Raw genomic sequence first — 23,240 nt, 5'->3', positions numbered from 1 at the left:
CCATGACCGCAGCCGACCCCCAGGAGACCACCGTGCCCACCCCGCCGTTCCACGCCGTGATCGACGTCTTCTGCTTCGTCGACGACCTCGACGCCGCCGTCGCCTGGTACACCGAGCGCCTGGGGACGGCTCCCGTGCTGACCGCCCCGCAGCTGGCGCGCTTCGACCTCGGCGGCTCCCGGCTGACGGTCCACCGCACCGACGAGTTCAACGCCGGCGGTCCCGCCGGGTGCGTCGCCTACTGGGACGTCGAGGACGTCGACCGGGTCACCGCCGAGTGGGTCGCTGGCGGCGCCACCGCTCACCGCGGACCGAAGACGATCATGACCGGGGAGCGGCTGTGCCAGCTGCTCGACCCGTTCGGCAACCTCATCGGCATCCGGCAGGCCGCTGCGGCGTCCTGAGGCCCGGTCCGGCACCAGCGGCCTCCCGCCGGTGAGCGTTCCGACCCGGCCACCCGGTACCTGAGGGGCCGCTCGCCGCCTGTCGCGTCAGGCACCGGCGCGACGAGGGGCGGTGCGGTGTCCCGTCGCGCCCCGGGCCGTTCGGCCCATCCCTCCGGGGCTGCGTCCGACGACGTGCCTCGCGGCCTGCCAGACTCGGGCGGGCCGGGCGCCGTGCCCGGCCGCCGTGCTGCAGGCCGTGGATCGAGGTGCCCCCGTGACCGTGCTGCTGGACACCGACCTCCTCGCCGAGCGGGAGCGTGCCGACGCCGTCCACGCCGCCTACGCGGACCAGAGCCCACGGCGCACCGTCGTCGTCGGCCCGGGGCCCGTCCGGCACCACGTGGAGCGGGTGGGCCTGGGGGACGGCGCCCACCTGCTGCGCACCGGCGGCAGCCCGCTCGACATCGTCCGCACCGCCCGCCAGGTCCGCGGGGACGCCGACGAGCACGTCGCCCTCGGCCTGCGCCGCCGAGGCCGGGGCGTGGTCTCCGCAGGCGCCACCGAGAGCGACATGCCGGTGGGACAGCTGAACTGCGTCGACATGACGCGGCCCTACCGGCTGACGCACACGACGGCGAACACCCACGACGTCCTCATCCTCAGCAACCGCGTCGCGGGCGTCCCCGTCGACGTGGTCCGGGCTGCCCTGCCGGCGTTGGCCGGCAGCCCCGTCTACGACCTGGTCCGCGGCCACCTCGGCTCGCTGTTCACCGCCGCCCGGGCCCTGTCTCCCGAGGTGCGGGCTCTCACCGGCCAGGCCACCGTCGCGCTGGTGCGAGCGCTGCTGACCACGGCGGCGGAGGTCGACGACGGACGGGGAGCCCTGGAAGAGGCGCTGCCGACGCGGATCGCCCTGTACGTCGACGCCCACCTGACCGACCGGGGCCTCACGGTCCAACGGCTGGCCGAGGCGCACCACATCTCGGTGCGGCACCTGTACAACGTGTGGGCGGCCGCCGGGCACAGCGAGACACCCGCGCAGTGGATCATCAGCCGCCGGCTGGGGCGGGCGCGCGAGCTGCTCGCCGTCAGCGGTGAGGCCAGGACCAGCATCGCGACCGTCGCCCGCCGGTCCGGCTTCTCCGACACCAGCCACTTCGCGCGACGGTTCCGCGAGTCGTCGGGGATGTCACCCAGCGAGTGGCGCGAGGCCCGCAGCAGCACCTGACGCGACCTCGACCGCGGGACGACCCGGCTGCGATCCAGCCCCGCGGGGTGCTCGCCCGGCTCGGGAGAAAGAGAAACGGCCTGCACAGTTTCCTGTGCAGGCCGTTCCGTTCGTAGCGGGGACAGGATTTGAACCTGTGACCTCTGGGTTATGAGCCCAGCGAGCTACCGAGCTGCTCCACCCCGCGCCGCTGAACAGAACATTACCCGGGGACCCCCGGGATGCCAAATCGGGGTGCCGACGGACCTCAGTCGACCTCGGGGACCAGCTCCCGGGCGTCCTCGGTCGGCAGCCCGGTCAGCTCCAGCAGGTCGACGACCATCGAGCGGGCCTGGGCCAGCACGGCGACGGCGGAGAGGGTGTGCGGGAGCTCCAGGTGCGAGCTGACCTCGCCGAGGGCGACCAGCTCGTCGCGGGCCGCGCGGGGGAGCCGGCCCTGCTCCAGCTCGTCCGACATCGAGCGGGCCGCGGCGCCGAGCCGGCCGAGCAGCTCGAGGTAGCCGGCCGGGACGTGCTGGCCGCGCCAGACCAGCACGACCGCCCGTCGGGCCAGCACCCGGAGGTTGCGGCTGGCGCGGTCCAGCGGGTCGAGCAGCTGGGCGTAGGCCTGGACCTCCGGCAGCCGCTTCCGGCGGAAGGGCGAGTGCCGGATGACCGCCAGCCCCTCGCGGTTGGCCTCGGCCAACGTCTGCAGCTGGTCCTCGGTGGCGCGCGCCCGCTCCAGCACGCGGTCGGCGGCCGCCTCGTCGTCCAGCCGCAGCGCCGCGGCGGTCGCCTCCAGGGTGGCCGCCATCTCGGCGAGGATCGCGGCCGCCAGCTTCCCGGGCCGGCGCAGCGGCGAGCTCGGGGCGACGGTGGCCACCAGCAGCGCCACGGCGCAGCCGACGAGGGCGTCGAGCCACCGCTCCAGGCCCTGGTCGGGGTTCGGCAGGAGAAGCGTCACCACCAGCGACTGCACGGCCGCCTGCGTCGTCATCAGCTGCCCGGCCCCGAGCAGGGTGGCCAGGGCCATGGACACGCCGACCACCAGCACCACCTGCCAGGCGCCCTGGCCGAACAGCTGGACGAAGAGGTCGCCGACGGCGATGCCGACGGCCACGCCGATGGCGATCTCGACCCCGCGCCGCATCCGGTGGCCGAAGGTGCCGCCCAGGCAGATGATGGCCGCGATCGGGGCGAAGAAGGGGTTCGCGTGCTGGAAGATCGCGCTGGCCAGCAGCCAGGCGAGCCCCGCCGTCACCGCCGTCTGCGGGATGAGGAAGGCCCGCGAGCGCAGCCGCGACCACCGCGCCCCGAGCGATCGGCGCCCCACCCGGGTGGTGCGCTCGCTGAGGTCGAACGCGCGCAGCTTCATCTGCTGCACCGAGAATCCGGACGCCATGCCCGACATGATCCCGGTGCACGTGCTGTCAGCGCGAACGGGCAGACTAGGCAACCGTGAACTCACCGATCCGCGTCACCGTATGGGGCGAGAACTTCCACGAACACAGCGACCGCGACCGCGCCGGCATGGCCGAGCGCTATCCCGAGGGGATGCACGGCGCCATCGCCGCCGGGCTGTCCGAGCTCCTCGGGGACCAGGTGGAGGTGCGCACCGCCACGCTGGACCAGCCCGAGCACGGGCTGACCGAGGAGGTGCTGGCGTCGACCGACGTCCTCACCTGGTGGGGGCACGCGCGGCACGGCGCCGTCGACGACGCCGTGGTCGAGAAGGTGCACCAGCGCGTGCTGGGCGGGATGGGCCTGCTGGCCCTCCACTCGGCCCACTTCTCCAAGATCTTCATCAAGCTGATGGGCACCAGCTGCTCGCTGTCGTGGCGCAACTCCGCCGACACCGAGCTGGTCTGGAACGTCTCGCCGTCGCACCCGATCAGCCAGGGCGTGCCCCAGCCGATCGTCATCGACGAGCAGGAGATGTACGGCGAGTACTTCGACATCCCCGCCCCCGACGAGCAGGTGTTCCTCTCGACGTTCTCCGGCGGCGAGGTCTTCCGCTCCGGCTGCACCTGGCGGCGCGGCAAGGGCAAGGTCTTCTACTTCTCCCCGGGCGACCAGGAGTACCCCGTCTACCACCACCCCGACATCAAGCGGGTGCTGGCGAACGCGGTGCAGTGGGCGCGCCCCGACGAGGTCGCCGACTTCGTCCCGCCCGCCGTCGTCAACGAGCCGGCGCCGTTCTTCGCCGGCGGCAAGGCGCTGCGCTCGTGAGCGCCCCGGGCAGCGAGCAGCGCAAGCTCCGCGCCGGCGTCGTCGGCCTGGGCTGGGCCGGCCGCCAGCACATGGCCGCCTACGACGGCTCGCCCGACGTCGAGCTCGTCGCGCTGGCCGGCATGGAGGTCGAGCCGATGCAGCAGCTGGGCGACCAGTACGGCATCGCCGAGGACCACCGCTACAGCGACTGGAAGGACCTCGTCGCCAGCGGCGACCTCGACGTCGTCAGCATCGCCACCCCGACGACGCTGCACGCGCCGATCGCCGTGGCCGCGCTGGACGCGGGCATCCACGTGCTGAGCGAGAAGCCGATGGCCGAGAACGCCGAGGCCGCGCAGACGATGGTCGACGCCGCCAAGCGCAACGGCAAGGTCCTCGACGTCTCCTTCAACCACCGCCGCCGCGGCGACGTGCAGGCCCTGAAGAAGATCGTCGACGCGGGCCTGCTCGGCGACATCTACTACGCCAAGGCCGGCTGGCTGCGCCGCGAGGGCATCCCCGGTCTCGGCAGCTGGTTCACCCGCCGGGCGACCGCCGGCGGCGGCCCGCTGATGGACATCGGCGTGCACATGCTCGACATGGCCCTGCACCTGCTGCAGGAGCCGGCCGTCACGTCGGCTACCGCGGCCACCTACGCCGAGTTCGGGCCCAAGGGTCGCGGCGGTTCCCCCTACGGCTCCACCGGCAAGACCGGGGTCGAGGCCAGCGACTACGACGTCGAGGACCTCTCGACGGCGTTCCTGCGCCTGGAGGGCGGGGCCACCCTGCTGCTCGAGTCGAGCTGGGCGCAGTGGATCCCGCGCGACCAGTGCTACGTCACCCTCTACGGCTCCGAGGGCGGCGCGAGCATCGAGTGGGGCGGCGGCCCGTCGGACGCCTACGACTCGCTGAACATCTGGACCGAGAAGGACGGCGTGCCGGCCGTCCTGCAGCCCGCCGTCCCGCCGGACGGCCAGCACACGGCCGCCGTGCTCGACTTCGTCGCCGCCGTCCTCAGCGGTGACGTCGAGGGCCACCAGGGCGACGAGGCGCTGGTCCGCGCCGCCGTCGTCGACGCCTGCTACGCCTCGGCGGCGCAGGGTTCCGAGGTCCGCCTCTGAGCCGGGACCCGCGCTCCCGCACCACCCCCGAGCCGTCCGACCCCGCCCTCCCGGGCGCGGGCCGGGCGGCTCGGGACTTTCGTCCCTGATGTCCCAGGTGACCCAGGAAAGTTCTGACGCCTCTGGCGTGTCGGGTTGACGGCGGTGCAGGCTGTGCCCACCCGAACGAATGGATGGTCATGTCCTCCCCGACACGCGCCGTCACCACCGTCCGGAGCCGTACGGGGCGGCTCTGGGGCGGCGCGGTGGCTCTCAGCCTGCTCACCTCCCTCGCCCTCCTGGCGCCGCCGACGGCCTCCGCCGACTCGGCCGTGGCGCCCCGGGAGGGCAGCTTCACCATCCGCGGCGCCGGCTTCGGCCACGGCCACGGGATGTCCCAGTACGGCGCCTACGGGGCGGCGAAGAAGGGCCTGACCTGGAAGCAGATCCTCGCCTTCTACTACCCGGGCACCACGCTGACGACGATGCCCACCGGCACGACGATCAAGGTGCTGCTCACCGCGGACAGCGACGGCGACCTGCGGGTGCAGCCGGCGGCCGGGCTGAGGGTCAGCGACGGCGAGGGCGGGCGCTACACCGTCCCGACGGGTGCGACCCACACCTCCTGGCGGATCAGCCGGAAGGGCGACGGCTACCAGCTGGCCTCGCGCGACGCCGCCGGCACCTGGAAGACGCGGTCCACCGGCCTGGGCGGTGGCACCTGGTCGTTCTCCTCGACCGCGAAGGTCCTCACCCTCGTGCGACCCGGCGGCTCGACACGGCCCTACCGGGGCTCGCTGGGGCTGGTCCGCAGCGGCTCGGGCGGGAAGACGGTCAACACCGTCCTGCTCGAGGACTACGTCCGCGCCGTGGTGCCGGTCGAGATGCCCACCTCCTGGGCGGCCGACGCGGTGCGCAGCCAGGCCGTGGCCGCCCGCTCCTACGCCGTCCGCACCCGGGACTTCACCGACCGGCCCGGCTACGACATCTGCGACACCGACACCTGCCAGGTCTACGGCGGCGAGCGCGCCGAGACCAGCGGCGGCGACGCGGCCGTGAAGGCGACGGCCGGCCGGGTCGTCAGCCACGGCGGGCGGGTGGCGCTCACCCAGTTCGCCTCGTCCAACGGCGGCGCCCTGGCGGCCAGCAACCTTCCCTACCTCGTGGCCAAGGCCGACCCCTACGACGGCGTCATCACCTCCCAGGCCTGGTCGCGCACCCTGACCGCGGCCGCCATCGGCCGCTCGTGGCCCTCGGTCGGCACCGTGAAGAAGCTGCAGGTGACCCGCCGGGACGGGTCCGGTCCCTGGGGCGGCCGGGTGGAGAAGATCACCGTCACGGGCAGCAAGAGCTCCGTCACCGTCGGCGGTGAGACCTTCCAGTACCGCTTCGGGATGCGCTCCTCGCTCTTCACCGTCGCCGGGGCCAGCACCGGCGGCACCGCGACGCCCACCCCGCCGCCGGCCACGGTGCGGCCCGGCCCCGCCTACGCCAGCTACCCGCGCAGCTACAGCGCCGCCTCCCGCGCGGACCTGCTGCTGGTGAGCGGCAGCACGCTGCGCCGCTACCCGGTCACGAAGGGCGTGCTGGGTGCACCCGTCACCCTCGGCACCGGCTTCGGCGCCGCCAGCCACGTCCTCAACGCCGGGGACTGGAACGGCGACGGGTACCAGGACGTCATCACCCGGGCCTCCGACGGCACCCTGCGCCTGCACCGCGGCACCGCGACCGGCCGGCTCGCCGCCGGGGTCGTCATGGGCTTCGGCGGCGGCATCCGCGCCCTGGCCGCGGTGGGCGACGTCACCGGGGACGGCAAGCCGGACCTCGTGAGCATCAGCCCCGCGGGCAACCTCTGGCTGCACGCCGGCAACGGCCGGACGGGCCGGGCGTCGCTGACCAAGCTGGCCGGTGGCTGGTCGGACCAGGAGTCGCTGCGCGGGCCGGGCGACCTGACCGGGGACGGCCGCCCCGACCTGCTGACCACCCGCGGCGACCGGCTCCAGCTCCACCGAGGCACCGCGAGCGGGTTCGCCGAGCCGGTGACGGTGGGGACCGGCTGGTCGGCCTACCCGGCGCTCACCGCCGTCGGCGACGTCACCGGCGACGGCCGCGGTGACGTGCTGGCCCGCACGTCGGCGGGGAAGCTGGTGCTCTTCCGCGGCGACGGCCGGGGCGGCCTGGCCGCCGGCACGACCCTGCCCGGCAGCATCAGCGGCACCCGGTTCGCGATCTAGGGGCGGCTGCGGCCGGCGCCCGCCGGAGGTTTCGGCGGGTGGCCGCGCCAGCGCAGGCTCTGCTCGTCGAGCCGGCGGAGCAACGGGTCGCCCTCGGCCGCGATCCGCTCGGCCAGCGCCACGGCCGCGCGCAGCCGCTCGTCGTCCAGCTGGGCGAAGGCGGGGGGGCGGCGGCGGTCCAGCACGTCGTACCAGCACCCGCCCACCGCGTGGTCCAGCACGATCCGGCCGAAGCAGTGGTCGGCGTGCACCACCCAGCGCTCGGCTCGCGCCCGCCGGGGCAGCTCGTCCAGCACCAGCCGGCGGTAGCGGGCCAGCAGGGCGTCCCGGTCGGCCGGGCCCGCGCGGTCGGAGGAGGTCACAGCCCCCTGTCTACCCGCCCGCCCGGGGCTCCCACCCCGTGGCGGCGGTCCTAGGGTGACCAGATGGTGGCAGGCTTCGAGATCGGGCACCGCACGGCGGACGGCGACGGCTGGCTGACCGGGACGACGGTGGTGCTGGCCCCCGCGGGCGCCGTCGGCGGCGTCGACGTGCGGGGCGGCGGACCGGGGACGCGGGAGACCGACCTACTCGACCCGAGCACCCTCGTCCAGCAGGTCCAGGCGGTGGTGCTCACCGGCGGCAGCGCTTACGGCCTCGCCGCCGCCGACGGCGTGATGGCCGGTCTGGAGGCGCGCGGGCTCGGGTTCCCCGTCGGCCCCGGACCCGGGCAGGTGGTGCCGATCGTGCCCGCCGCCGTCATCTTCGACCTCGGCCGCGGCGGTCACTTCGGGCACCGCCCGACGGCGGAGTTCGGGCGTGCGGCGCTGGACGCCGCCCGGCCGGGACGCCCGGCCAGCGGCTGTGTCGGCGGCGGCACGGGCGCCCAGGCCGGCGGCCTCAAGGGCGGCTTCGGCTTCGCCGAGCAGGCGCTGCCCGACGGCGCCGCGGTCGCCGCGGCCGTCGTCGTCAACGCCGCCGGGTCGCCGGTCGACCCGCGGACGGGCCGGCTCTGGGCCGACGTCGAGCACCGGCTCCCGGAGCCGGACGCGGCGCAGCGGCAGGCGCTGGCGGCGGCGCAGGCGGGGGCGACCCCGTCGCTGGCCACCACGATCGGGGTGGTGATGACCGACCGCGCGCTGGTCCCCGCGCAGGCGCGCAAGGTCGCCGCCGTCGCGCACGACGGGCTGGCCCGTGCCGCCCGCCCCGTGCACTCGATGACCGACGGCGACACCGTCTTCTGCCTCGCCGCCGGCCGCGTGCCGGAGCCTGCCGACCCGCGGGCCGCGCTGGGGGCGATGAACGAGCTGCTCGCTGCAGCGGCCGACGTCTTCACCGCGGCCTGCCTGGACGCCCTGGTCAGCGCCACCGGCCGCGGTCCGTGGCCCGCCTACGCCGACCTCGTGCCGGGCGCCCGGCCGGGGCCGGCCTGAGCCGCGGCCGGCGGGGTGCACCTGAGACGGACGGGCGCGCGCCGCCCCCGCTTCCTAGACTGGGCCGCGCCCTGCGTGCACCAGCCAGCTGACGAGGAACCATGAAGGCTCTCCTGCTCGAGAACATCCACCCCGACGCGGTCCGGGTCCTGAGCCAGCGCGGGATCGAGGTGACCACGGCGAAGGGGGCCCTCGACGAGGCCGAGCTGGTCGAGGCCGTCCGCGACGTGCAGCTGCTGGGCATCCGCTCGAAGACCACGGTGACCAAGGCGGTGCTGGACGCCAACCCGGACCTGCTGGGCATCGGCGCCTTCTGCATCGGCACCAACCAGATCGACCTGGAGGCCGCCGCCGACCAGGGCACCGTCGTGTTCAACGCGCCGTTCTCCAACACCCGCAGCGTCGTCGAGCTCGTCATCGCCGAGATCATCGCCATGGCCCGGCACCTCACGGACAAGAACGCCAAGATGCACGCCGGCGTCTGGGACAAGTCCGCCAAGGGCGCGCACGAGGTCCGCGGCCGGACGCTGGGCATCGTCGGCTACGGCAACATCGGCAGCCAGCTCTCCGTCGTCGCGGAGTCCCTCGGCATGCGGGTGCTGTTCTACGACGTCGCCGACAAGCTGGCCCTGGGCAACGCCCGCCGCTGCGGCTCCCTCGACGAGCTGCTGGCCGAGGCCGAGACCGTCACCCTGCACGTCGACGGCCGGGCCGGCAACGCCGGGCTGTTCGGCGCCGAGCAGTTCGCGAAGATGCGGCCGCGCAGCCTGTTCCTCAACCTGTGCCGCGGCATCGTCGTCGACCACGAGGCGCTGCGCGAGCACCTGGTCAGCGGGCACATCGCCGGGGCCGCGCTCGACGTCTTCGCCGAGGAGCCCAAGACCGCGGGCGACCCCTTCGTCTCCTCGCTGCAGGGCCTGCCCAACGTCATCCTCACCCCCCACGTCGGGGGCTCCACCGAGGAGGCGCAGCAGGACATCGGCGCCTACGTCGCCGGCAAGCTCGCCGACTACGCGCTGGCCGGCACGACGACGATGTCGGTCAACCTGCCGCACGTGCAGGCCACCGACACCCCCGAGCGCTACCGCGTCCTGCACGTCCACCACAACGTCCCGGGCGTGCTGGCCACGGTCAACGGGGTGCTGGCGGACTTCGGCGTCAACATCGAGGGCCAGACGCTGTCCACCCGCGGCCAGCTCGGCTACGTGGTGACCGACATCGGCGGCCCGTTCAGCGACGAGCTGCTCGACAAGCTGCGCGCCCTGCCCGAGACGGTGCGGCTGCGCGTCATCGACTGAGCCCGCGGCGGGCCCCGCTCAGCGGGGTCCGTGGTGGATCCGGCCGCTGACCTCGCTCAGCGGCCGGCCGGCCCCGCCCCAGCGCCGGCTGACCAGCTCGGCGGCGATGGAGACCGCGGTCTCCTCCGGGGTCCGGGCGCCGAGGTCGAGGCCCAGGGGGCTCGCCATCCGGGCCAACTGGTCCTCGGTCAGCCCCTCCGCGCGCAGCCGCTCCAGCCGGTCGGCGTGGGTGCGCCGCGAGCCCATCACCCCGACGTAGCCCAGCGGCAGCCGCAGCGCGGCGGCGAGCAGCGGCACGTCGAACTTCGGGTCGTGGGTGAGGACGCAGACGGCGGTCCGCCCGTCCAGCCGGCCCGCGGCGGCCTCAGCGGCCAGGTAGCGGTGCGGCCAGTCGACCACCACGGCGTCGGCCTCGGGGAACCGGGCTGGCGTGGCGAACCGTCCCCGGGCGTCGCAGACGGTGACGTGGTGGCCGAGGAAGGCGCCCATCCGCGCCAGCGCCACCGCGAACTCGCTGGCGCCGAACACCAGCATCCGCGGCCGGGGCGCCAGCGCGGTGACGAAGACCTGCAGCCCCTCGCCGCGGCGCTCGCCGTCGGGGCCGTAGGTGAGCAGCTCGTCCCGGCCCGCGGCCAGCAGCCCGCGCGCGTCGTCGGTGACCGCCGCGTCCAGCCGGTCCGAGCCGAGGCCGCCGCCGACGGCGGGCCCGTCGGGCCGCAGCACGAGGTGCCGTCCCCGGCGGTCCACGTCGTCGGCCGCGACCACCACGGCCACGGCCACCGGCTCCCCGGCGGCCACCAGCGCGGCGACCGCGGGCAGCGCGGGGAAGGTGGCCGGGGAGACCGCGGCGACGTGCACCTCCACCGTGCCGCCGCAGGGCAGCCCGACGGCCAGCGCGTCGCCGTCGCTGACCCCGTACCGGCGCAGCACCGGGACGCCGTCGGCGAGCACCTCCTCGGCCAGCGCGCAGACGTCGGCCTCGACGCAGCCGCCCGACAGCGAGCCGACGACGCTGCCGTCGGGGCCCACGACCATCGCCGCGCCCGCCGGTCGTGGCGCGGACTCCCAGGTGCCGACGACGGTGGCCAGCGCCGCCGTCCGCCCCTGCTGCCACCAGCCGAGCAGGGCGGGCAGCACGTCACGCACGGGCGCTCCCGGCCGGGACGTCGACGTCGTGACCCGCGGCCAGGTCCCCGCAGCCGACGACGGTGGCGTCGTGCGCGGCCAGGTAGGCCTGGCCGCCGGTGTCGCCGGCCAGGCCGGCGGCCAGCGGGGCCAGGTGCACCGGGCCGACCAGCACGGGGTGCCCCGGGCGGCCGTCGTAGCCGGCGCGGGCCAGCACGTCGGGGGCCGGCGGGGCGGCCGCGAGCAGGCGGCGGACCACCGCGGGCCCGACGTCGGGCAGGTCGACGAGGTGCACCACGACGGCGGCCGGCCGCAGCCGGGCGGCGGCGTCGAGGCCGTGCCGCAGCGACCCGGCCAGGCCGTCGGCCCAGCCGGGGTGGGTCAGGGTGCGGACGTCGGCCCCGGTGACGGGGTCGGCGGCCAGCAGGGCGGAAGCCTCCGCGGCCCCGCAGCCCAGGACCACCAGGACCGGGTCGCAGCCGCCGTCGACCAGGACCCGCACCGCGCGGGTCAGCCAGGCGGTGCCGTCGGCGTCGCGGCGGAGCGCTTTGGGGCCGCCGGCGCGCCGGCCCGCCCCGGCGGCGAGCAGCAGCCCGACGACGCCGGTCGTGGGCTCAGCCGGCCGCGCGGCCGTCCCCGTCCTCCTCGTCGTCCGTCGCGTCCTCGTCGTCGAGGGCGTCCGGGCGCAGGTGCCCCAGCACGGCGTCGTGCAGCAGGCCGTTGGTGGCGTAGGCGCCCGCGCCGTGCGGCCCGGGCCGGCCGTCGACGTCGGTGAACCGGCCGCCGGCCTCGGTGACGACGAGGGAGCAGGCGGCCATGTCGTGCAGCTCCAGCTCGGGCTCGCAGGCGATGTCCACCGCGCCCTCGGCCAGCAGCATGTAGGACCAGAAGTCGCCGTAGGCGCGGGTCCGCCAGCAGCTGCGCAGCAGGTCGACGAAGCCCTGGCCCTGGCCGGTGGCGACCCACTCGCCCAGCTCGGCGTAGCTCAGCGAGGCGTCCTCGACGCGGCCCACCTCCGAGACCCGGCACGCCGTGGGGTTCATCAGCGACTTGCCCGCGTACGCGCCGCCGCCCAGCGAGGCCCACCAGCGGCGGCCGAGCGCCGGCGCGCTGACCACCCCGACGACGACCTCGTCGTTGACCAGCAGCGAGATCAGCGTCGCCCAGACCGGCACGCCGCGGACGTAGTTCTTGGTGCCGTCGATGGGGTCGACGACCCAGCGCCGCGGCCCCCAGCCGGTGTCGGCCATCTCCTCGCCGTGCACGGCGTCGCGCGGCCGGGCCTTGCCCAGCGTCCGCCGGATGGCCTCCTCGACGGCGGTGTCGGCGTCGGTGACGGGGGAGAGGTCGGGCTTCTCGGTCACCCGCAGGTCGAGGGCCTTGAACCGGCTCATGGTGATCGAGTCGGCGTCGTCGGCGAGCAGGTGGGCCAGCCGCAGGTCGTCGGTCAGGTTGCGGTGCAGCGGGCTGTCGGGAGGCATGGCCGCCAACCTACTGGCCCGCGTCGATCATCCGCCGGAACGACTCCAGGCGGGCCGGGGCGAGGTCCCCGCGGGCCACCGCGGCGTCCAGCCCGCACTCCGGGGCCCCCGTCTCGTGGGTGCAGCCGCGCGGGCAGTCCTGGGTGAGCGCGTCCAGGTCGGGGAACGCGGCGACGATGCTCTCGCGGGTGACGTGGCTCAGCCCGAAGGAGCGCACGCCGGGGGTGTCGATGACCCAGCCGCCGTTCTCGACGTCGCCGACCGGGGGCAGCCGCAGCGCGATCGCCGAGCTCGAGGTGTGCCGGCCCCGGCCGGTCACCAGGTTCACCGCGCCGGTGCCGCGGTGGGCGTCGGGGATGAGGGCGTTGACCAGCGTGGACTTGCCGACGCCGGAGTGGCCGACGAAGACGCTGGTGCGCCCGGCCAGCACGGCCCGCAGGTCGGTGAGGTCGGCCCCCGGCTGCACCGTCTGGACGGGCACGCCCAGCGGCCCGTAGAGGGCGAGCAGCTCCTCGGGGCCGGCGAGGTCGGCCTTGGTGAGGCAGAGCAGCGGGTCCAGCCCGGCGTCGTAGCCGGCCACCAGGATCCGGTCGATCATCCCGGTGCGGGGCGGCGGGTCGGCCAGCGCGGTGACGATGACGAGCTGGTCGGCGTTGGCGACGATGGGCCGCTCGTAGGGGTCGTCGTCGTCGGCGGTCCGGCGCAGCACCGTCGTGCGCTCCTCGACCTCGACGATCCGGCCCAGCGTCCCCTCCTCCCCGGAGGTGTCGCCCACCACCCGGACCTCGTCGCCGACGATGACGCCGGTGCGGCCCAGCTGGCGGGCCTTGGTGGCGGTGATTTCGCGGTCCTCCAGCAGGACGGTGAAGCGACCCCGGTCGACGGTGACCACCCGTCCGACGGTCGCCGCGGAGTAGTCGGGGCGGTCCTTGGTGCGCGGCCGGGTGCGCCGGCGCGGCCGCTCGAAGGCCGCGTTCTCGTCGGTGCGGAACTGGCGGGAGGTCACGCGACCACCGCCCCGCTCACGCCGGCACCTCGGGGTCGAGCGGGCCGACCGTCTCGATCCCGGCCTCGGTGTCGGCGACCATCGCGTCCCACAGCCCGACGAAGTCGGGCATCGTCTTGCTGGTGCAGCCGACGTCGTCGACGACGACGCCGGCCACGACCAGGCCCAGGACGGCGGCGGCGTGCGCCATCCGGTGGTCGGCGTAGGTGCGGAAGACGGCGCTGCCCAGCAGCTTCGGGTGCACGGTCAGCCCGTCGTCGTCGCTGCTGACGCCGCAGCCCAGCGCCGACAGCTCGGCCTCCAGAGCGGCGAGCCGGTCGGTCTCGTGACCGCGGATGTGCCCGACGCCGGAGATCCGGCTGCTGCCCTCGGCCAGGGCGGCGACGGCGGCGACGACGGGGGTCAGCTCGCTGGCCGCGCGCAGGTCGAGGTCGACGCCGTGCAGGAAGTGGTGGCCGCGGACGGTGAGGTCGCCCTCGAACCACGTCACCTCGGCGCCGAAGGCCTGGAGGATGCCCCGGATCTGGTCGCCGGGCTGCAGGGTGCTGGCCGGCCAGTGCCGCACGGTCACCATGCCGCCGGTGACCGCGGCGGCGGCCAGGAACGGCGCGGCGTTGGACAGGTCGGGCTCGACGACGACGTCGTGGGCCTCCAGCACGCCGGGGGAGACCCGCCAGCGCCCGGGCTCGGAGTCGTCGACCTCGACGCCCCGCTCCCGCAGCATGGCCACGGTCATCGCGATGTGGGGCAGCGACGGCACCGGGCCGCCGACGTGGCGCAGGTCGAGGCCGTCGGCCAGCCGGGCGCCGACGAGCAGCAGGGCCGAGACGTACTGGCTGGAGGTCGAGGCGTCCACCGTGACGGCGCCACCGCGGAGCCCCGGGCGGCCCGAGACGGTGAAGGGGAGGCCCGGCCCGCCGTCGGTCCGGCTCTCCGCGCCCAGTGCGGTCAGCGCGTCGAGCAGCGGGGCCATCGGCCGGGCGGCCGCCTGCTCGTCTCCCTCGAACCGGACGTCGCCCGCGGCCAGCGCGGCCAGGGCGGGCACGAAGCGCATGACGGTGCCGGCCAGGCCGCACTGGACGGTGACCCCGCCGGTGAACGCCGCGGGCGGGGTGACCAGCCACTGGCTGCCGTTCTCGACGATGACGACGCCCAGCGCGCGCAGGGCCTCGCGCATCAGCACGGTGTCGCGGGCGTCGAGGCCGTTGGTGATCACCGACGGCTTGTCGGCCAGGGCGGCCAGGACCAGCGCGCGGTTCGTCTCCGACTTCGAGCCGGGCACGGTGACCGTCGCGCTGATCGGTGCGGGCGCCTCGGGGGCGGCCCAGGGCTGCGGGGGCGGGGTGCTCGGCACGGGGCGATCCTACGGTCCCGGACCGGCCCGCCGGGGGCGGTCAGCCCCGCGGCGAGACCCGCCCCGGCTCAGTTCTCGCCGAGCTGGATGTTCTTCTTGACCTTGCCGGCCTTCTTGGCCAGCTTCTTCGCGGTCTTGCGCCCCTGCTTCACGGCCTCGGCGGACCGCTTCTGCTGCTGCTTGCGGACCTCCTCGGCACGCTTGGCGCCCTCCTTCTTGGCGATGGCGGCCTGCTTCGCGGCGACCTCGCGGGCCTCGGCCAGCTGCTTCGCGGCCACCGCCTGGGTCTTCTTGAGCTGCTTGGACGCCTGCTTGCGCGCCTTGCGGGTGGAGGCCACGGCCGCCCCGACCAGCGCAGCACCGCCGGCGAGCGCGCCGTCGGCGAGCTGGCTCGAGCTCTTGCCGACGTTCTCGGCCAGGTCGCCGGCCGCGTCGGAGAGGCTGCTGACGTTCTTGCTCAGCGCGCTGGTGGTGAGCCCGGTGCGGCGGCCGAGGCGCTTGGTCGTCCGGCGCGTGTCGCGGGCGAGGTGCTCCCCGCCCTTGGCCGCGAGGTAGACCAGGCCCGGCTTGCCCTCGGTGTCACGGGCGGCCAGCAGCACGCCGCCGAGCAGGCTGACGTTCTTGAGGAAGTGCGAGCGGTCCTCGGCCTTCTCGACGGCGTCGGTCCGGCTCCAGAAGGGGTGCTTGGCCACCGTGCTGGGGATCAGCGAGGCGGCGAGGACGACGGCGCCGAGGCGGCGACCCTTGCCGGTGGCCAGCGCGAGGCCGCCGATGAGCTGCAGGGCGCCGTTGATCCGGACCAGCGTCTGCGCGTCCTCGGGCACGTAGCCCGCCACCGAGGCGGGGGCGTAGCGCTTCACGAACGGCACCAGCTTGTCGGTGACCGGCTCGGCGGCGTCGACCAGCAGCTCGGGGTGCCGGACGGACTTGAAGCCGCTCGCGACGAAGTAGGAGGCGAGCAGGGTACGGGCGGTGGCGCGCAGCAACGTCATGGCCTATTCCTACCGTGCCGCCCGGGCCGAGCCAAGCCCGCCCTCCCGCGGGTAACGTGCCCGGCATGTGCGGTCGCTACGCGTCCACGGCGAGCCCGGCCCAGCTGGCGGAGGAGTTCGACGTGGACGACATCCTCGACGGGCTGCCCGGGCCCGACTACAACGTGGCGCCCACCGTGCCCGTGCCCGCGGTCTTCGAGCGGGTGGACAAGGGGAGCGGGGACGTCCGCCGCCGGCTGGCCCCGCTGGTCTGGGGACTGGTGCCCTCGTGGGCCAAGGACCGGGCGATCGGCGCCCGGATGATCAACGCGCGGCTCGAGACGGTGGCCGAGAAGCCGGCCTTCGCCAAGGCCTTCCGCGCCCGCCGCTGCCTGCTGCCGGCGGCCGGCTTCTACGAGTGGTACGTGCCGGAGACCCCTGCCGGCGGCCGCAAGCCGGCCAAGCAGCCCTTCTTCCTGCACCGCGCCGACGGCGGGCTGCTGGTGATGGCCGGGATCTACGAGATCTGGCGCGACCCGACGAAGGACCGCGACGACGACTCCGCCTGGCTGCGGACCTGCTCGGTCATCACCACGCAGGCGACCGACGCGGCCGGGCACATCCACGACCGGATGCCGCTCGTCGTCCCCGCCGACGCCGTCGACGGCTGGCTGGACCCCGCTCTGACCGACCCCGAGCAGGCCCTGGCGCTGCTCAGCGTCACCGGCGCCGCCGAGCTGGAGGCCTACGCCGTCAGCACTGCGGTGAACAAGGTGCAGAACAACGACCCGTCGCTGCTGGCACCCCTGGACGAGGCGGCCGAGCCGCCCGTCGACGACGCCGGGCCGGCCGACCCGCCGCAGCAGGACCGGCTGCTCTGAGCACCCGCGCGCTGGCCGTCACCACCACCCAGGGCCCGGCCCGGTGGCTGCTCGACGAGGCCGACGACCCGGGCGCGGTGCTGCTGCTGGGCCACGGCGCCGGTGGCGGGCCGGACGCTCCCGACCTCGCCGTGCTGGCCCGCCGGCTGCCCGCGCTGGGGATCGTCGTCGCCCGCTTCGAGCAGCCCTGGCGGACCGCCGGCCGGAAGGTGGCGGTGGCGCCGCCCCGGCTGGACGAGGCCTGGCTCGAGGCGGTGCCCGTGCTCCGTGCCGCCCTGCCCCCAGGACTGCCGCTCGCCGCCGGCGGCCGCAGCGCCGGCGCCCGCGTCGCCTGCCGGACGGCCGCGGCCACCGGGGCGGCGGCCGTGGTCTGCCTCGCGTTCCCGCTGCACCCGCCGGGCCGGCCCGAGCGGTCCCGCGCCGCCGAGCTGCTGGCCCCGGCGGTGCCGCGGCTGGTCCTGCAGGGCACCCGGGACACCTTCGGCGGTCCGGACGACGTGCGGCGGGCCGCCGCGGGCGACCCGGGGGTGCGGGTCGTCGAGCTGCCGGGTGCTGACCACGGCTACCGGGTCCCGGCCCGGGCGGCGTTCGGCCCGGCCGAGCTGCGGGAGCGGCTCGTGGCCGAGGTCGCGGCGCTGCTCGGGATGCCGGCCGCCGGCTGAGACGCACCCGGGAATAGGGCCGCGGCGCCGGCGTTGTACCCGACATGCCGATGACCATGCCGCGTGCTGCCGAGCAGCCGACGCTGCGCGGGACCTCGCCGGTACTCTCGTACGTGATGAGCATCCCGACGAGTTCCACCGCCAGCGCGACCGCCGCCCCGGCCGACCCGCGCGAGACCGAGACCGAGGCCGAGCGCACCGCCCGCTTCGAGGCGGAGGCGCTGCAGTACCTCGACCAGCTGTACGCCGCCGCGATGCGGATGACGCGCAACCCGGCCGACGCCGAGGACGTGGTGCAGGAGACCTTCGCGAAGGCCTACGCCTCGTTCCACCAGTTCACGCCGGGCACCAACCTCAAGGCGTGGCTGTACCGGATCCTCACCAACACCTACATCAACTCCTACCGGAAGAAGCAGCGCGAGCCGCAGCTCTCCGACGGCGAGAGCGTGGAGGACTGGCAGCTGGCGCGGGCGGAGTCCCACACCTCCAGCGGCCTCAAGTCCGCCGAGACGGTGGCCCTGGAGAACCTGCCCGACTCCGACGTCAAGGAGGCGCTGCAGCAGCTCGCCCCGGACTTCCGGCTCGCGGTGTTCCTGGCCGACGTCGAGGGGTTCTCCTACAAGGAGATCGCGGGGATCATGGGCACGCCCATCGGCACCGTGATGTCACGGCTCAACCGCGGCCGCACCCAGCTCCGGGCGCTGCTCGCCGACTACGCACGGGACCGCGGGATGGTCCGACAGGGGGGGACGAAGTGAGCGACCTGCAGAAGCCGCCGAGCACCGACTGCGAGCACATGCTCGCCCGTGTGCACGAGTTCCTGGACCACGAGCTGGACACCGCCAGCAGCGACGAGATCCGGGCCCACCTCGCCGCGTGCGAGCCGTGCCTGGACCAGTTCGACGTCGAGCAGGCGGTCCGCAGCCTGGTGAACCGCTGCTGCGGGGGCGACAAGGCCCCCAGCGCGCTGCGCACCAAGGTGCTCGGGCAGCTGGCGGCGGCGCAGGCCACCGCGCACGCGCAGCAGGCCTGAGTCACCGAGCGCCTGCGGCGCAGCACGACGAGACGACAAGACCCCCGCGGTGGTACCGCGGGGGTCTCGTCGTCGTCAGACGCATGCTCGTCGGCGCGTCGCCTCAGGCGTTGGGGCGCTTGCCGTGGTTCGCGCCCTTCTTCCTGCGGGCGCGGCGCTTGCGGCCAGTCTTACCCATCCGTGCCTCCTCACCTGTGCAGTCGGTCAGCGCCCCGGCCGGTGGTGGCACCGGGGCACGGCCAGCCATTCTGCCACACCGGCGCCCGCCCGGTCCGCGCACGGCACCGGGCGGGACCCGGTGTCAGCGCAGCGGCTCGCCCTGGGCCAGCACCGGCCGGACGCCCGGGTCGCCGACGTCGGCGAAGTAGTCGGACTGGCTGGTGATGTCGGTGCCGTTGCCCACCCGGGCCGCGTTCAGCAGGGCGCTGAGGGCGACCGTCACGACGACGTTGAGCGCCAGCGCGGTGAGGCCGATGTAGCCCGCGTCGCCCAGGCCGGGCACCACGGCGAGGGAGTTGCCGAACGGCCGCGTCGTGCAGGCGGTGCAGAACCCGTAGGCGGTGACGGTGCCGTAGAGCATCCCGACCGCCCAGCCGGCCAGCAGCGCCCAGCGGTGGAACCACCGGGTGAAGAGGCCGAAGACGATCGAGGGCAGCGTCTGCAGGATCCAGACCCCGCCCAGCAGCTGGAAGTTCAGCGCGTTCTGCTTGTCCAGCAGCAGGACGAACATCAGCGCGCCCACCTTGGTGACCAGCGAGACGATCTTGGAGACCTTGGCCTCGCGGGCGTCGTCGGCGTCGGGCTTGAGGTAGGCCTTGTAGATGTTGCGGGTGAACAGGTTCGCGGCCGCGATCGACATGATCGCCGCCGGCACCAGCGCGCCCACGGCGATGGCGCCGAAGGCCACACCGGTGAACCAGCTGGGGAAGTGGTCCTCGAACAGCTGGGGGATGACGAGCTGCGGGTTGACCTTGCCGTCGAGCCCGACCGGCTTGGTCCCGGCCTTGATCGCCACGTAGCCCAGCAGGGCCAGCAGGCCGAGCAGCAGCGAGTACGCCGGCAGGATCGCGGCGTTGCGGCGGCCGGTGCTGCGGTCCTTGGAGCTGAGCGCCGCGGTGACCGAGTGCGGGTACATGAACAGCGCCAGCGCCGAGCCCAGGGCCAGCGAGGCGTAGGCCCAGTGCTGGGTGGGTCCGGGGATGAAGACGCCGGTGGGCACGGCCGGGTTGGCCGCCGACGGCGCCGCCATCTTGGTCTGGGCCGCGTCGAAGATGCTGCTCCAGCCGCCGAACAGGCCGGGCAGGTGGATGATCGCCACGAAGATCACGATGTAGATCAGCAGGTCCTTGACCACCGCGATCATGGCCGGCGCCCGCAGGCCCGAGGAGTAGGTGTAGGCCGCCAGCACGGCGAACGCGATGAGCAGCGGCAGGTCGCGGGCCAGCAGGCTCTCCCCGCCGACGCCCAGCACCTCGAGGATCGCCTGGATGCCGACCAGCTGCAGGGCGATGTAGGGCATCGTGGCCAGGATGCCGGTGACCGCGACGGCCAGGCTCAGGCTGCGGGTGCCGTAGCGGCCCTGCACGATGTCGGCCGTGGTGATGTAGCCGTGCCGGTGGGCCACCGACCACATCCGGCCCAGGAAGAAGAAGATCACCGGGTACAGCACGATCGTGTACGGCACGGCGAAGAAGCCCGAGACCGCACCGGTCGCCCACATCGCCGCCGGCACCGCGATGAAGGTGTAGGCGGTGTAGAGGTCGCCACCCAGCAGGAACCAGGTGGTGATGGTGCCGAAGCTCTTCCCGCCCAGCCCCCACTCGTGCAGCGACTCCAGGTTCGCCGGCCGGCGCCAGCGCGCCGCCATGAAGCCCATGACCGTCACGAGCCCGAAGAGCGCGATGACGACGGCCAGGGCCACCCCGTCGACGTTCACCGGTGCTCACCCGCCCCGGTGCGGCGCTCGTGCGCGCGGCGCTCGCGCTTCAGCAGCCAGAAGCTCAGGTAGCACAGGCCAGCAGCGAGGAACACCCACAGCAGCTGGTACCAGTAGAAGAAGGGGAAGCCGAGCAGCCGGGGCTCGACCCGGTCGTAGGTGCCGACCAGCAGGGGCACGACGATGCCGACCAGCAGCAGGCCGGCCACGGCGATCTTGGTGGGGGTGAGCCGCCAGCGCGGGTCCGTCCCCCCGGGTTCCACCCGTCGTGCTGCCATCTCGTCCATCGTTGCCTCCTCAGGCGGCCACGACCCCGTGGCCCGAGTGCACGCTACTGCCCGGGCCGGAGGCGGTGCCGGAGCCCCGTTCCGGCGTGGCGGGCCTGGTCGGGGGGCCTCCCCACGCGCTACTAGGGTGGCCCGCATGCCGTCCATGTCGGAGATCGTCGCCGAGCACACCGACCTCTCCGACGCCGACCAGCGCTGGCTCAAGGTGCTGGTGTCGGAGTGGCAGCTGCTGGCCGACCTCTCCTTCTCCGACCTGGTGCTCTGGGTGCCCGACCGCGACGAGAACGTCTTCTGGGCCGCCGCCCAGATCCGGCCCAACACCGGCCCGACGGCGCTGCTGGACGACGTCGTCGGCGACCTCATCGCCTACTCCCCGGAGCACCTGGTCTCCGAGGCCTTCGGCAGCGGGCAGATCACCCGCACCAGCGCCGCCAAGCTGCAGGCCGGCATGCCCGTCGACACCCACGCCATCCCGGTGAAGCTGGCCGAGCGGGTGATCGCCGTCGTCGAGCAGCACACCAGCCAGCTCGGGGTGCGGGCGCCCAGCTCGCTCGAGTCCGCCTACACCGGCACCGGGGAGATCCTCGCCCGGATGGTGACCGTCGGCGCCTTCCCGATGCCGGCCGACTCCTCGAACCTGGCCTTCAGCCCCCGCGTCGGCGACGGCTTCATCCGGCTCGACGCCGGCGGGGAGGTCGAGTACGCCAGCCCGAACGCGCTGAGCGCCTACCGCCGGCTGGGGCAGATCGGCGACCTCGTCGACGAGCACCTGCCCAGCCTGACGGCGTCGCTGGTGCCCACCGGCCGCGGGCCCGTCGACGACTCGCTCACCTCGGTGCTGGGCGGCCGGACGGCGCGCCGGACCGAGCTGGTCTCGGGTGACGCGCACCTGATGATCCGGGTGCTGCCGCTGCTCGACGGCCGCGAGCGGGTGGGCGCCATCGTGCTCTGCCGCGACGTCAGCGACCTGCGCAGCAAGGAGCGCCAGCTCGTCACCAAGGACGCGACGATCCGGGAGATCCACCACCGCGTGAAGAACAACCTGCAGACGGTGGCGGCGCTGCTGCGGATGCAGGCCCGCCGGATGGAGTCGCCGGAGGCGAAGATCGCGCTCACCGACGCCATGTCACGGGTCGCCGCCATCGCCATCGTGCACGAGACGCTGTCCCAGGCGTTCGACGAGGCCGTCGAGTTCGACAAGGTGGCCGACGGCCTGCTGACGATGGTCGCCGACGTCTCCTCGACCTCGGCCGGGGTGACCGCAGTGCGGCGGGGCACCTTCGGCGTCGTCTCCGCCGACATGGCGACGGGGCTGTCGATGGTGGTGACCGAGCTCTGCCAGAACGCCGTGGAGCACGGGCTGGCCGACGGGTCGGGGGAGGTGCTGGTGCTGCCCAGCCGCCACGAGGGCCGGCTGCGGGTCGAGATCAGCGACGACGGCCGGGGCCTGCCCGCGGACTTCGACTGGCGGCAGTCGCGGAGCCTGGGGCTGTCCATCGTCAACACCCTGGTCGCGGAGATGGAGGGGACGTTCGCGATCGGCCCCCAGCCTGAGGGCCGGCCCGGCACCCGGGCGGTCTTCGAGATCACGGTCTGAGAGCAGCCCTGGGCTCCGAGCACGAAAAAGGACGCCGGGAGATGTCTCCCGACGTCCTCGGTCGTCCGCTGAGCGCGGCCGGCCCGGTGCTACGCGGTGCGGATGCGGGCCCGGGCGGCACGGCGCTTCAGCGCCCTGCGCTCGTCCTCGCTGAGACCGCCCCAGACCCCGTGGTCCTGACCTGCTTCCAGCGCCCACTGCAGGCACGCGTCGCGCACGTCGCACCGCCGGCAGACTTGCTTGGCCTCGTCGATCTGGAGGAGGGCCGGTCCGGTGTTCCCAATCGGGAAGAACAGCTCGGGGTCCTCGTCCAGACAGGCAGCCTTGTGGCGCCAATCCATGGCTTACTCGCTCCTTACTCGGTGACTCGGGCTGGTGGTGCCGCCCGGGAAGGTCCGGAGCCCCGTCCTCTACACTGATGAACTCGGCTTCGGATGCAACCTTTTCAAGTATCCCGGTCGCGCACAAGGGTTTCGCGCGTCGGGTGCCTCACATTTCGTCCGGGTTACAGCCGGATCACGTTCCGACCGTCGTGCTGCGGGCTCCGCGAGAGGTCGGCCGCCGCGGGCACCGCCGTAGGCTGGAGCGGTGACGACGCCCCCCGGCCGCAACCGGTTCCTCCTCCTCGCCACCGCCGGCCTCGGGCTGGAGGCCCTCGCCGCCGTCGTCTTCGCGGTGCTGGAGGCGGCCGCGATCTCCCCGGTCCGCGTCGTGCTCGGGATCGGCGTCACCCTCATCATGCTCGGCTACGGCCTGCTGCTCGTCGTCGTCGCCCGGGGGGTGCTCCGGGCCCGGCGCTGGAGCCGCGGCCTCGCCGTCGTCACCCAGCTGATCCTGCTGCTGCTGGGCTACAGCTTCCGCCAGCCGCCCACCACCTGGGTGGGCCTGGTCATGGGCCTGCTCGCCCTGGCCGTGCTGGTCGGCCTGCTGGCCCCGTCCTCCACCCGCGACTTCCTGGCGGAGGACCCGCCGGTCGACCGCGCGCCCTGAGCTCGACCCCGCGCCCTGAGCCGACTTCCGCGCCCTGAGCCTGTCGAAGGGCCTTGGACAGGCTCAGGC

Annotated in this window: 25 protein-coding genes and 1 tRNA gene; 13 read left to right on the top strand and 13 right to left on the bottom strand. The window is 74.5% G+C overall.

Features of this window, described 5'->3' with window-relative positions:
* Nucleotides 1–2: 2 nt before the first annotated feature.
* Together JOF54_RS03070 and JOF54_RS03065 are read left to right on the top strand one after the other, a co-directional pair.
* On the top strand, nt 3–404 hold the full coding sequence (locus tag JOF54_RS03070; RefSeq protein ID WP_210052881.1) for a VOC family protein: 402 nt from the start codon (nt 3–5) through the stop codon (nt 402–404).
* 256 nt (nt 405–660) lie between these two features.
* Nucleotides 661–1,614, top strand: coding sequence for a helix-turn-helix transcriptional regulator (locus JOF54_RS03065; protein ID WP_210052879.1), 954 nt, complete (start codon nt 661–663; stop codon nt 1,612–1,614).
* Nucleotides 1,615–1,727: 113 nt separating this feature from the next.
* On the opposite strand, the gene JOF54_RS03060 is transcribed toward JOF54_RS03065, so the two are convergent.
* Both JOF54_RS03060 and JOF54_RS03055 read right to left on the bottom strand, forming a co-directional pair.
* A tRNA-Met gene (locus tag JOF54_RS03060) sits at nt 1,728–1,801 on the bottom strand.
* A 60-nt stretch (nt 1,802–1,861) separates the two neighbouring features.
* Nucleotides 1,862–2,995 (bottom strand): FUSC family protein, encoded by a 1,134-nt coding sequence (locus tag JOF54_RS03055; protein WP_210052877.1) that lies wholly within the window; start codon nt 2,993–2,995, stop codon nt 1,862–1,864.
* A 56-nt stretch (nt 2,996–3,051) separates the two neighbouring features.
* Between JOF54_RS03055 and JOF54_RS03050 the strand changes: the two genes are divergently transcribed.
* The 3 genes from JOF54_RS03050 (at nt 3,052) to JOF54_RS03040 (ending at nt 7,138) form a co-directional block, all read left to right on the top strand.
* Entirely contained in the window at nt 3,052–3,822 is a 771-nt protein-coding gene (locus tag JOF54_RS03050) for a ThuA domain-containing protein (RefSeq protein ID WP_210052875.1), read from the top strand.
* A complete protein-coding gene (locus JOF54_RS03045; RefSeq protein ID WP_307803780.1) occupies nt 3,819–4,925 on the top strand; it encodes a Gfo/Idh/MocA family protein in 1,107 nt (368 codons plus the stop codon). Before JOF54_RS03050 ends, JOF54_RS03045 begins: the two co-directional genes overlap by 4 nt.
* A gap of 179 nt (nt 4,926–5,104) precedes the next feature.
* Nucleotides 5,105–7,138 carry a SpoIID/LytB domain-containing protein gene (locus JOF54_RS03040; protein ID WP_210052873.1) on the top strand — a complete coding sequence of 678 codons (2,034 nt, stop codon included), beginning with the start codon at nt 5,105–5,107 and terminating at the stop codon, nt 7,136–7,138.
* On the opposite strand, the gene JOF54_RS03035 is transcribed toward JOF54_RS03040, so the two are convergent.
* On the bottom strand, nt 7,135–7,500 hold the full coding sequence (locus tag JOF54_RS03035; protein ID WP_210052871.1) for a hypothetical protein: 366 nt from the start codon (nt 7,498–7,500) through the stop codon (nt 7,135–7,137). The genes JOF54_RS03040 and JOF54_RS03035 overlap by 4 nt on opposite strands.
* A gap of 63 nt (nt 7,501–7,563) precedes the next feature.
* On the opposite strand from JOF54_RS03035, the gene JOF54_RS03030 reads away from it, so the two are divergent.
* Both JOF54_RS03030 and serA read left to right on the top strand, forming a co-directional pair.
* Nucleotides 7,564–8,550, top strand: coding sequence for a P1 family peptidase (locus JOF54_RS03030; protein WP_210052869.1), 987 nt, complete (start codon nt 7,564–7,566; stop codon nt 8,548–8,550).
* A 101-nt stretch (nt 8,551–8,651) separates the two neighbouring features.
* A complete protein-coding gene (gene serA, locus JOF54_RS03025; RefSeq protein ID WP_210052867.1) occupies nt 8,652–9,848 on the top strand; it encodes a phosphoglycerate dehydrogenase in 1,197 nt (398 codons plus the stop codon).
* An 18-nt stretch (nt 9,849–9,866) separates the two neighbouring features.
* Here serA and JOF54_RS03020 read toward each other — a convergent pair whose 3' ends face one another.
* The 6 genes from JOF54_RS03020 to JOF54_RS02995 form a co-directional block, all read right to left on the bottom strand.
* Nucleotides 9,867–10,994 (bottom strand): XdhC family protein, encoded by a 1,128-nt coding sequence (locus tag JOF54_RS03020; RefSeq protein ID WP_210052865.1) that lies wholly within the window; start codon nt 10,992–10,994, stop codon nt 9,867–9,869.
* A complete protein-coding gene (locus JOF54_RS03015) occupies nt 10,987–11,562 on the bottom strand; it encodes a nucleotidyltransferase family protein (RefSeq protein WP_245358739.1) in 576 nt (191 codons plus the stop codon). Before JOF54_RS03015 ends, JOF54_RS03020 begins: the two co-directional genes overlap by 8 nt.
* Nucleotides 11,563–11,587: 25 nt before the next feature.
* Nucleotides 11,588–12,454, bottom strand: coding sequence for an inositol monophosphatase family protein (locus JOF54_RS03010; RefSeq protein WP_210052863.1), 867 nt, complete (start codon nt 12,452–12,454; stop codon nt 11,588–11,590).
* A 10-nt stretch (nt 12,455–12,464) separates the two neighbouring features.
* Complete coding sequence (rsgA, locus tag JOF54_RS03005) at nt 12,465–13,460, bottom strand: ribosome small subunit-dependent GTPase A (RefSeq protein ID WP_210052861.1); 996 nt, start codon at nt 13,458–13,460, stop codon at nt 12,465–12,467.
* A 16-nt stretch (nt 13,461–13,476) separates the two neighbouring features.
* Entirely contained in the window at nt 13,477–14,814 is a 1,338-nt protein-coding gene (gene aroA / locus JOF54_RS03000) for a 3-phosphoshikimate 1-carboxyvinyltransferase (protein WP_210052860.1), read from the bottom strand.
* Between the two features lie 68 nt (nt 14,815–14,882).
* Entirely contained in the window at nt 14,883–15,806 is a 924-nt protein-coding gene (locus tag JOF54_RS02995; protein ID WP_210052858.1) for a DoxX family protein, read from the bottom strand.
* A gap of 65 nt (nt 15,807–15,871) precedes the next feature.
* Here JOF54_RS02995 and JOF54_RS02990 point away from each other — a divergent pair, with 65 nt between their 5' ends.
* From JOF54_RS02990 to rsrA, 4 genes are all read left to right on the top strand, one after another.
* Nucleotides 15,872–16,666, top strand: a complete 795-nt coding sequence (locus JOF54_RS02990) for an SOS response-associated peptidase (protein ID WP_210052856.1) — start codon at nt 15,872–15,874, stop codon at nt 16,664–16,666.
* A gap of 77 nt (nt 16,667–16,743) precedes the next feature.
* On the top strand, nt 16,744–17,328 hold the full coding sequence (locus tag JOF54_RS02985; RefSeq protein WP_210052854.1) for an alpha/beta hydrolase family protein: 585 nt from the start codon (nt 16,744–16,746) through the stop codon (nt 17,326–17,328).
* Between the two features lie 116 nt (nt 17,329–17,444).
* Nucleotides 17,445–18,086, top strand: a complete 642-nt coding sequence (locus JOF54_RS02980) for a sigma-70 family RNA polymerase sigma factor (protein ID WP_210052852.1) — start codon at nt 17,445–17,447, stop codon at nt 18,084–18,086.
* Nucleotides 18,083–18,361, top strand: a complete 279-nt coding sequence (gene rsrA, locus JOF54_RS02975; RefSeq protein ID WP_307803778.1) for a mycothiol system anti-sigma-R factor — start codon at nt 18,083–18,085, stop codon at nt 18,359–18,361. The genes JOF54_RS02980 and rsrA overlap by 4 nt, the downstream gene beginning before the upstream one ends.
* Before the next feature lie 103 nt (nt 18,362–18,464).
* Here rsrA and JOF54_RS22115 read toward each other — a convergent pair whose 3' ends face one another.
* From JOF54_RS22115 to JOF54_RS02965, 3 genes are all read right to left on the bottom strand, one after another.
* A complete protein-coding gene (locus tag JOF54_RS22115) occupies nt 18,465–18,539 on the bottom strand; it encodes a 50S ribosomal protein bL37 (protein WP_369797015.1) in 75 nt (24 codons plus the stop codon).
* 123 nt (nt 18,540–18,662) lie between these two features.
* Nucleotides 18,663–20,297, bottom strand: coding sequence for a monocarboxylate uptake permease MctP (gene mctP / locus JOF54_RS02970; RefSeq protein ID WP_307803777.1), 1,635 nt, complete (start codon nt 20,295–20,297; stop codon nt 18,663–18,665).
* Entirely contained in the window at nt 20,294–20,584 is a 291-nt protein-coding gene (locus JOF54_RS02965) for a DUF3311 domain-containing protein (protein WP_245357943.1), read from the bottom strand. Before JOF54_RS02965 ends, mctP begins: the two co-directional genes overlap by 4 nt.
* Before the next feature lie 136 nt (nt 20,585–20,720).
* Here JOF54_RS02965 and JOF54_RS02960 point away from each other — a divergent pair, with 136 nt between their 5' ends.
* The gene (locus JOF54_RS02960; protein ID WP_210052851.1) at nt 20,721–22,181 is read left to right on the top strand and encodes a sensor histidine kinase; all 1,461 of its coding nucleotides are present in this window, start codon (nt 20,721–20,723) and stop codon (nt 22,179–22,181) included.
* An 89-nt stretch (nt 22,182–22,270) separates the two neighbouring features.
* Here JOF54_RS02960 and JOF54_RS02955 read toward each other — a convergent pair whose 3' ends face one another.
* On the bottom strand, nt 22,271–22,522 hold the full coding sequence (locus tag JOF54_RS02955) for a WhiB family transcriptional regulator (protein WP_091413122.1): 252 nt from the start codon (nt 22,520–22,522) through the stop codon (nt 22,271–22,273).
* 247 nt (nt 22,523–22,769) lie between these two features.
* On the opposite strand from JOF54_RS02955, the gene JOF54_RS02950 reads away from it, so the two are divergent.
* Nucleotides 22,770–23,171: a hypothetical protein gene (locus JOF54_RS02950; protein WP_210052849.1), complete on the top strand. Its 402-nt coding sequence runs from the start codon at nt 22,770–22,772 to the stop codon at nt 23,169–23,171.
* Nucleotides 23,172–23,240 lie beyond the last annotated feature (69 nt).

It is taken from the genome of Microlunatus capsulatus, from assembly GCF_017876495.1.
GTDB classification, from domain to species: Bacteria; Actinomycetota; Actinomycetes; order Propionibacteriales; family Propionibacteriaceae; genus Microlunatus; species Microlunatus capsulatus.
The sequence above is the reverse complement of the archived record's forward strand: the minus strand, read 5'-3'. Positions and strand labels throughout refer to the sequence as shown.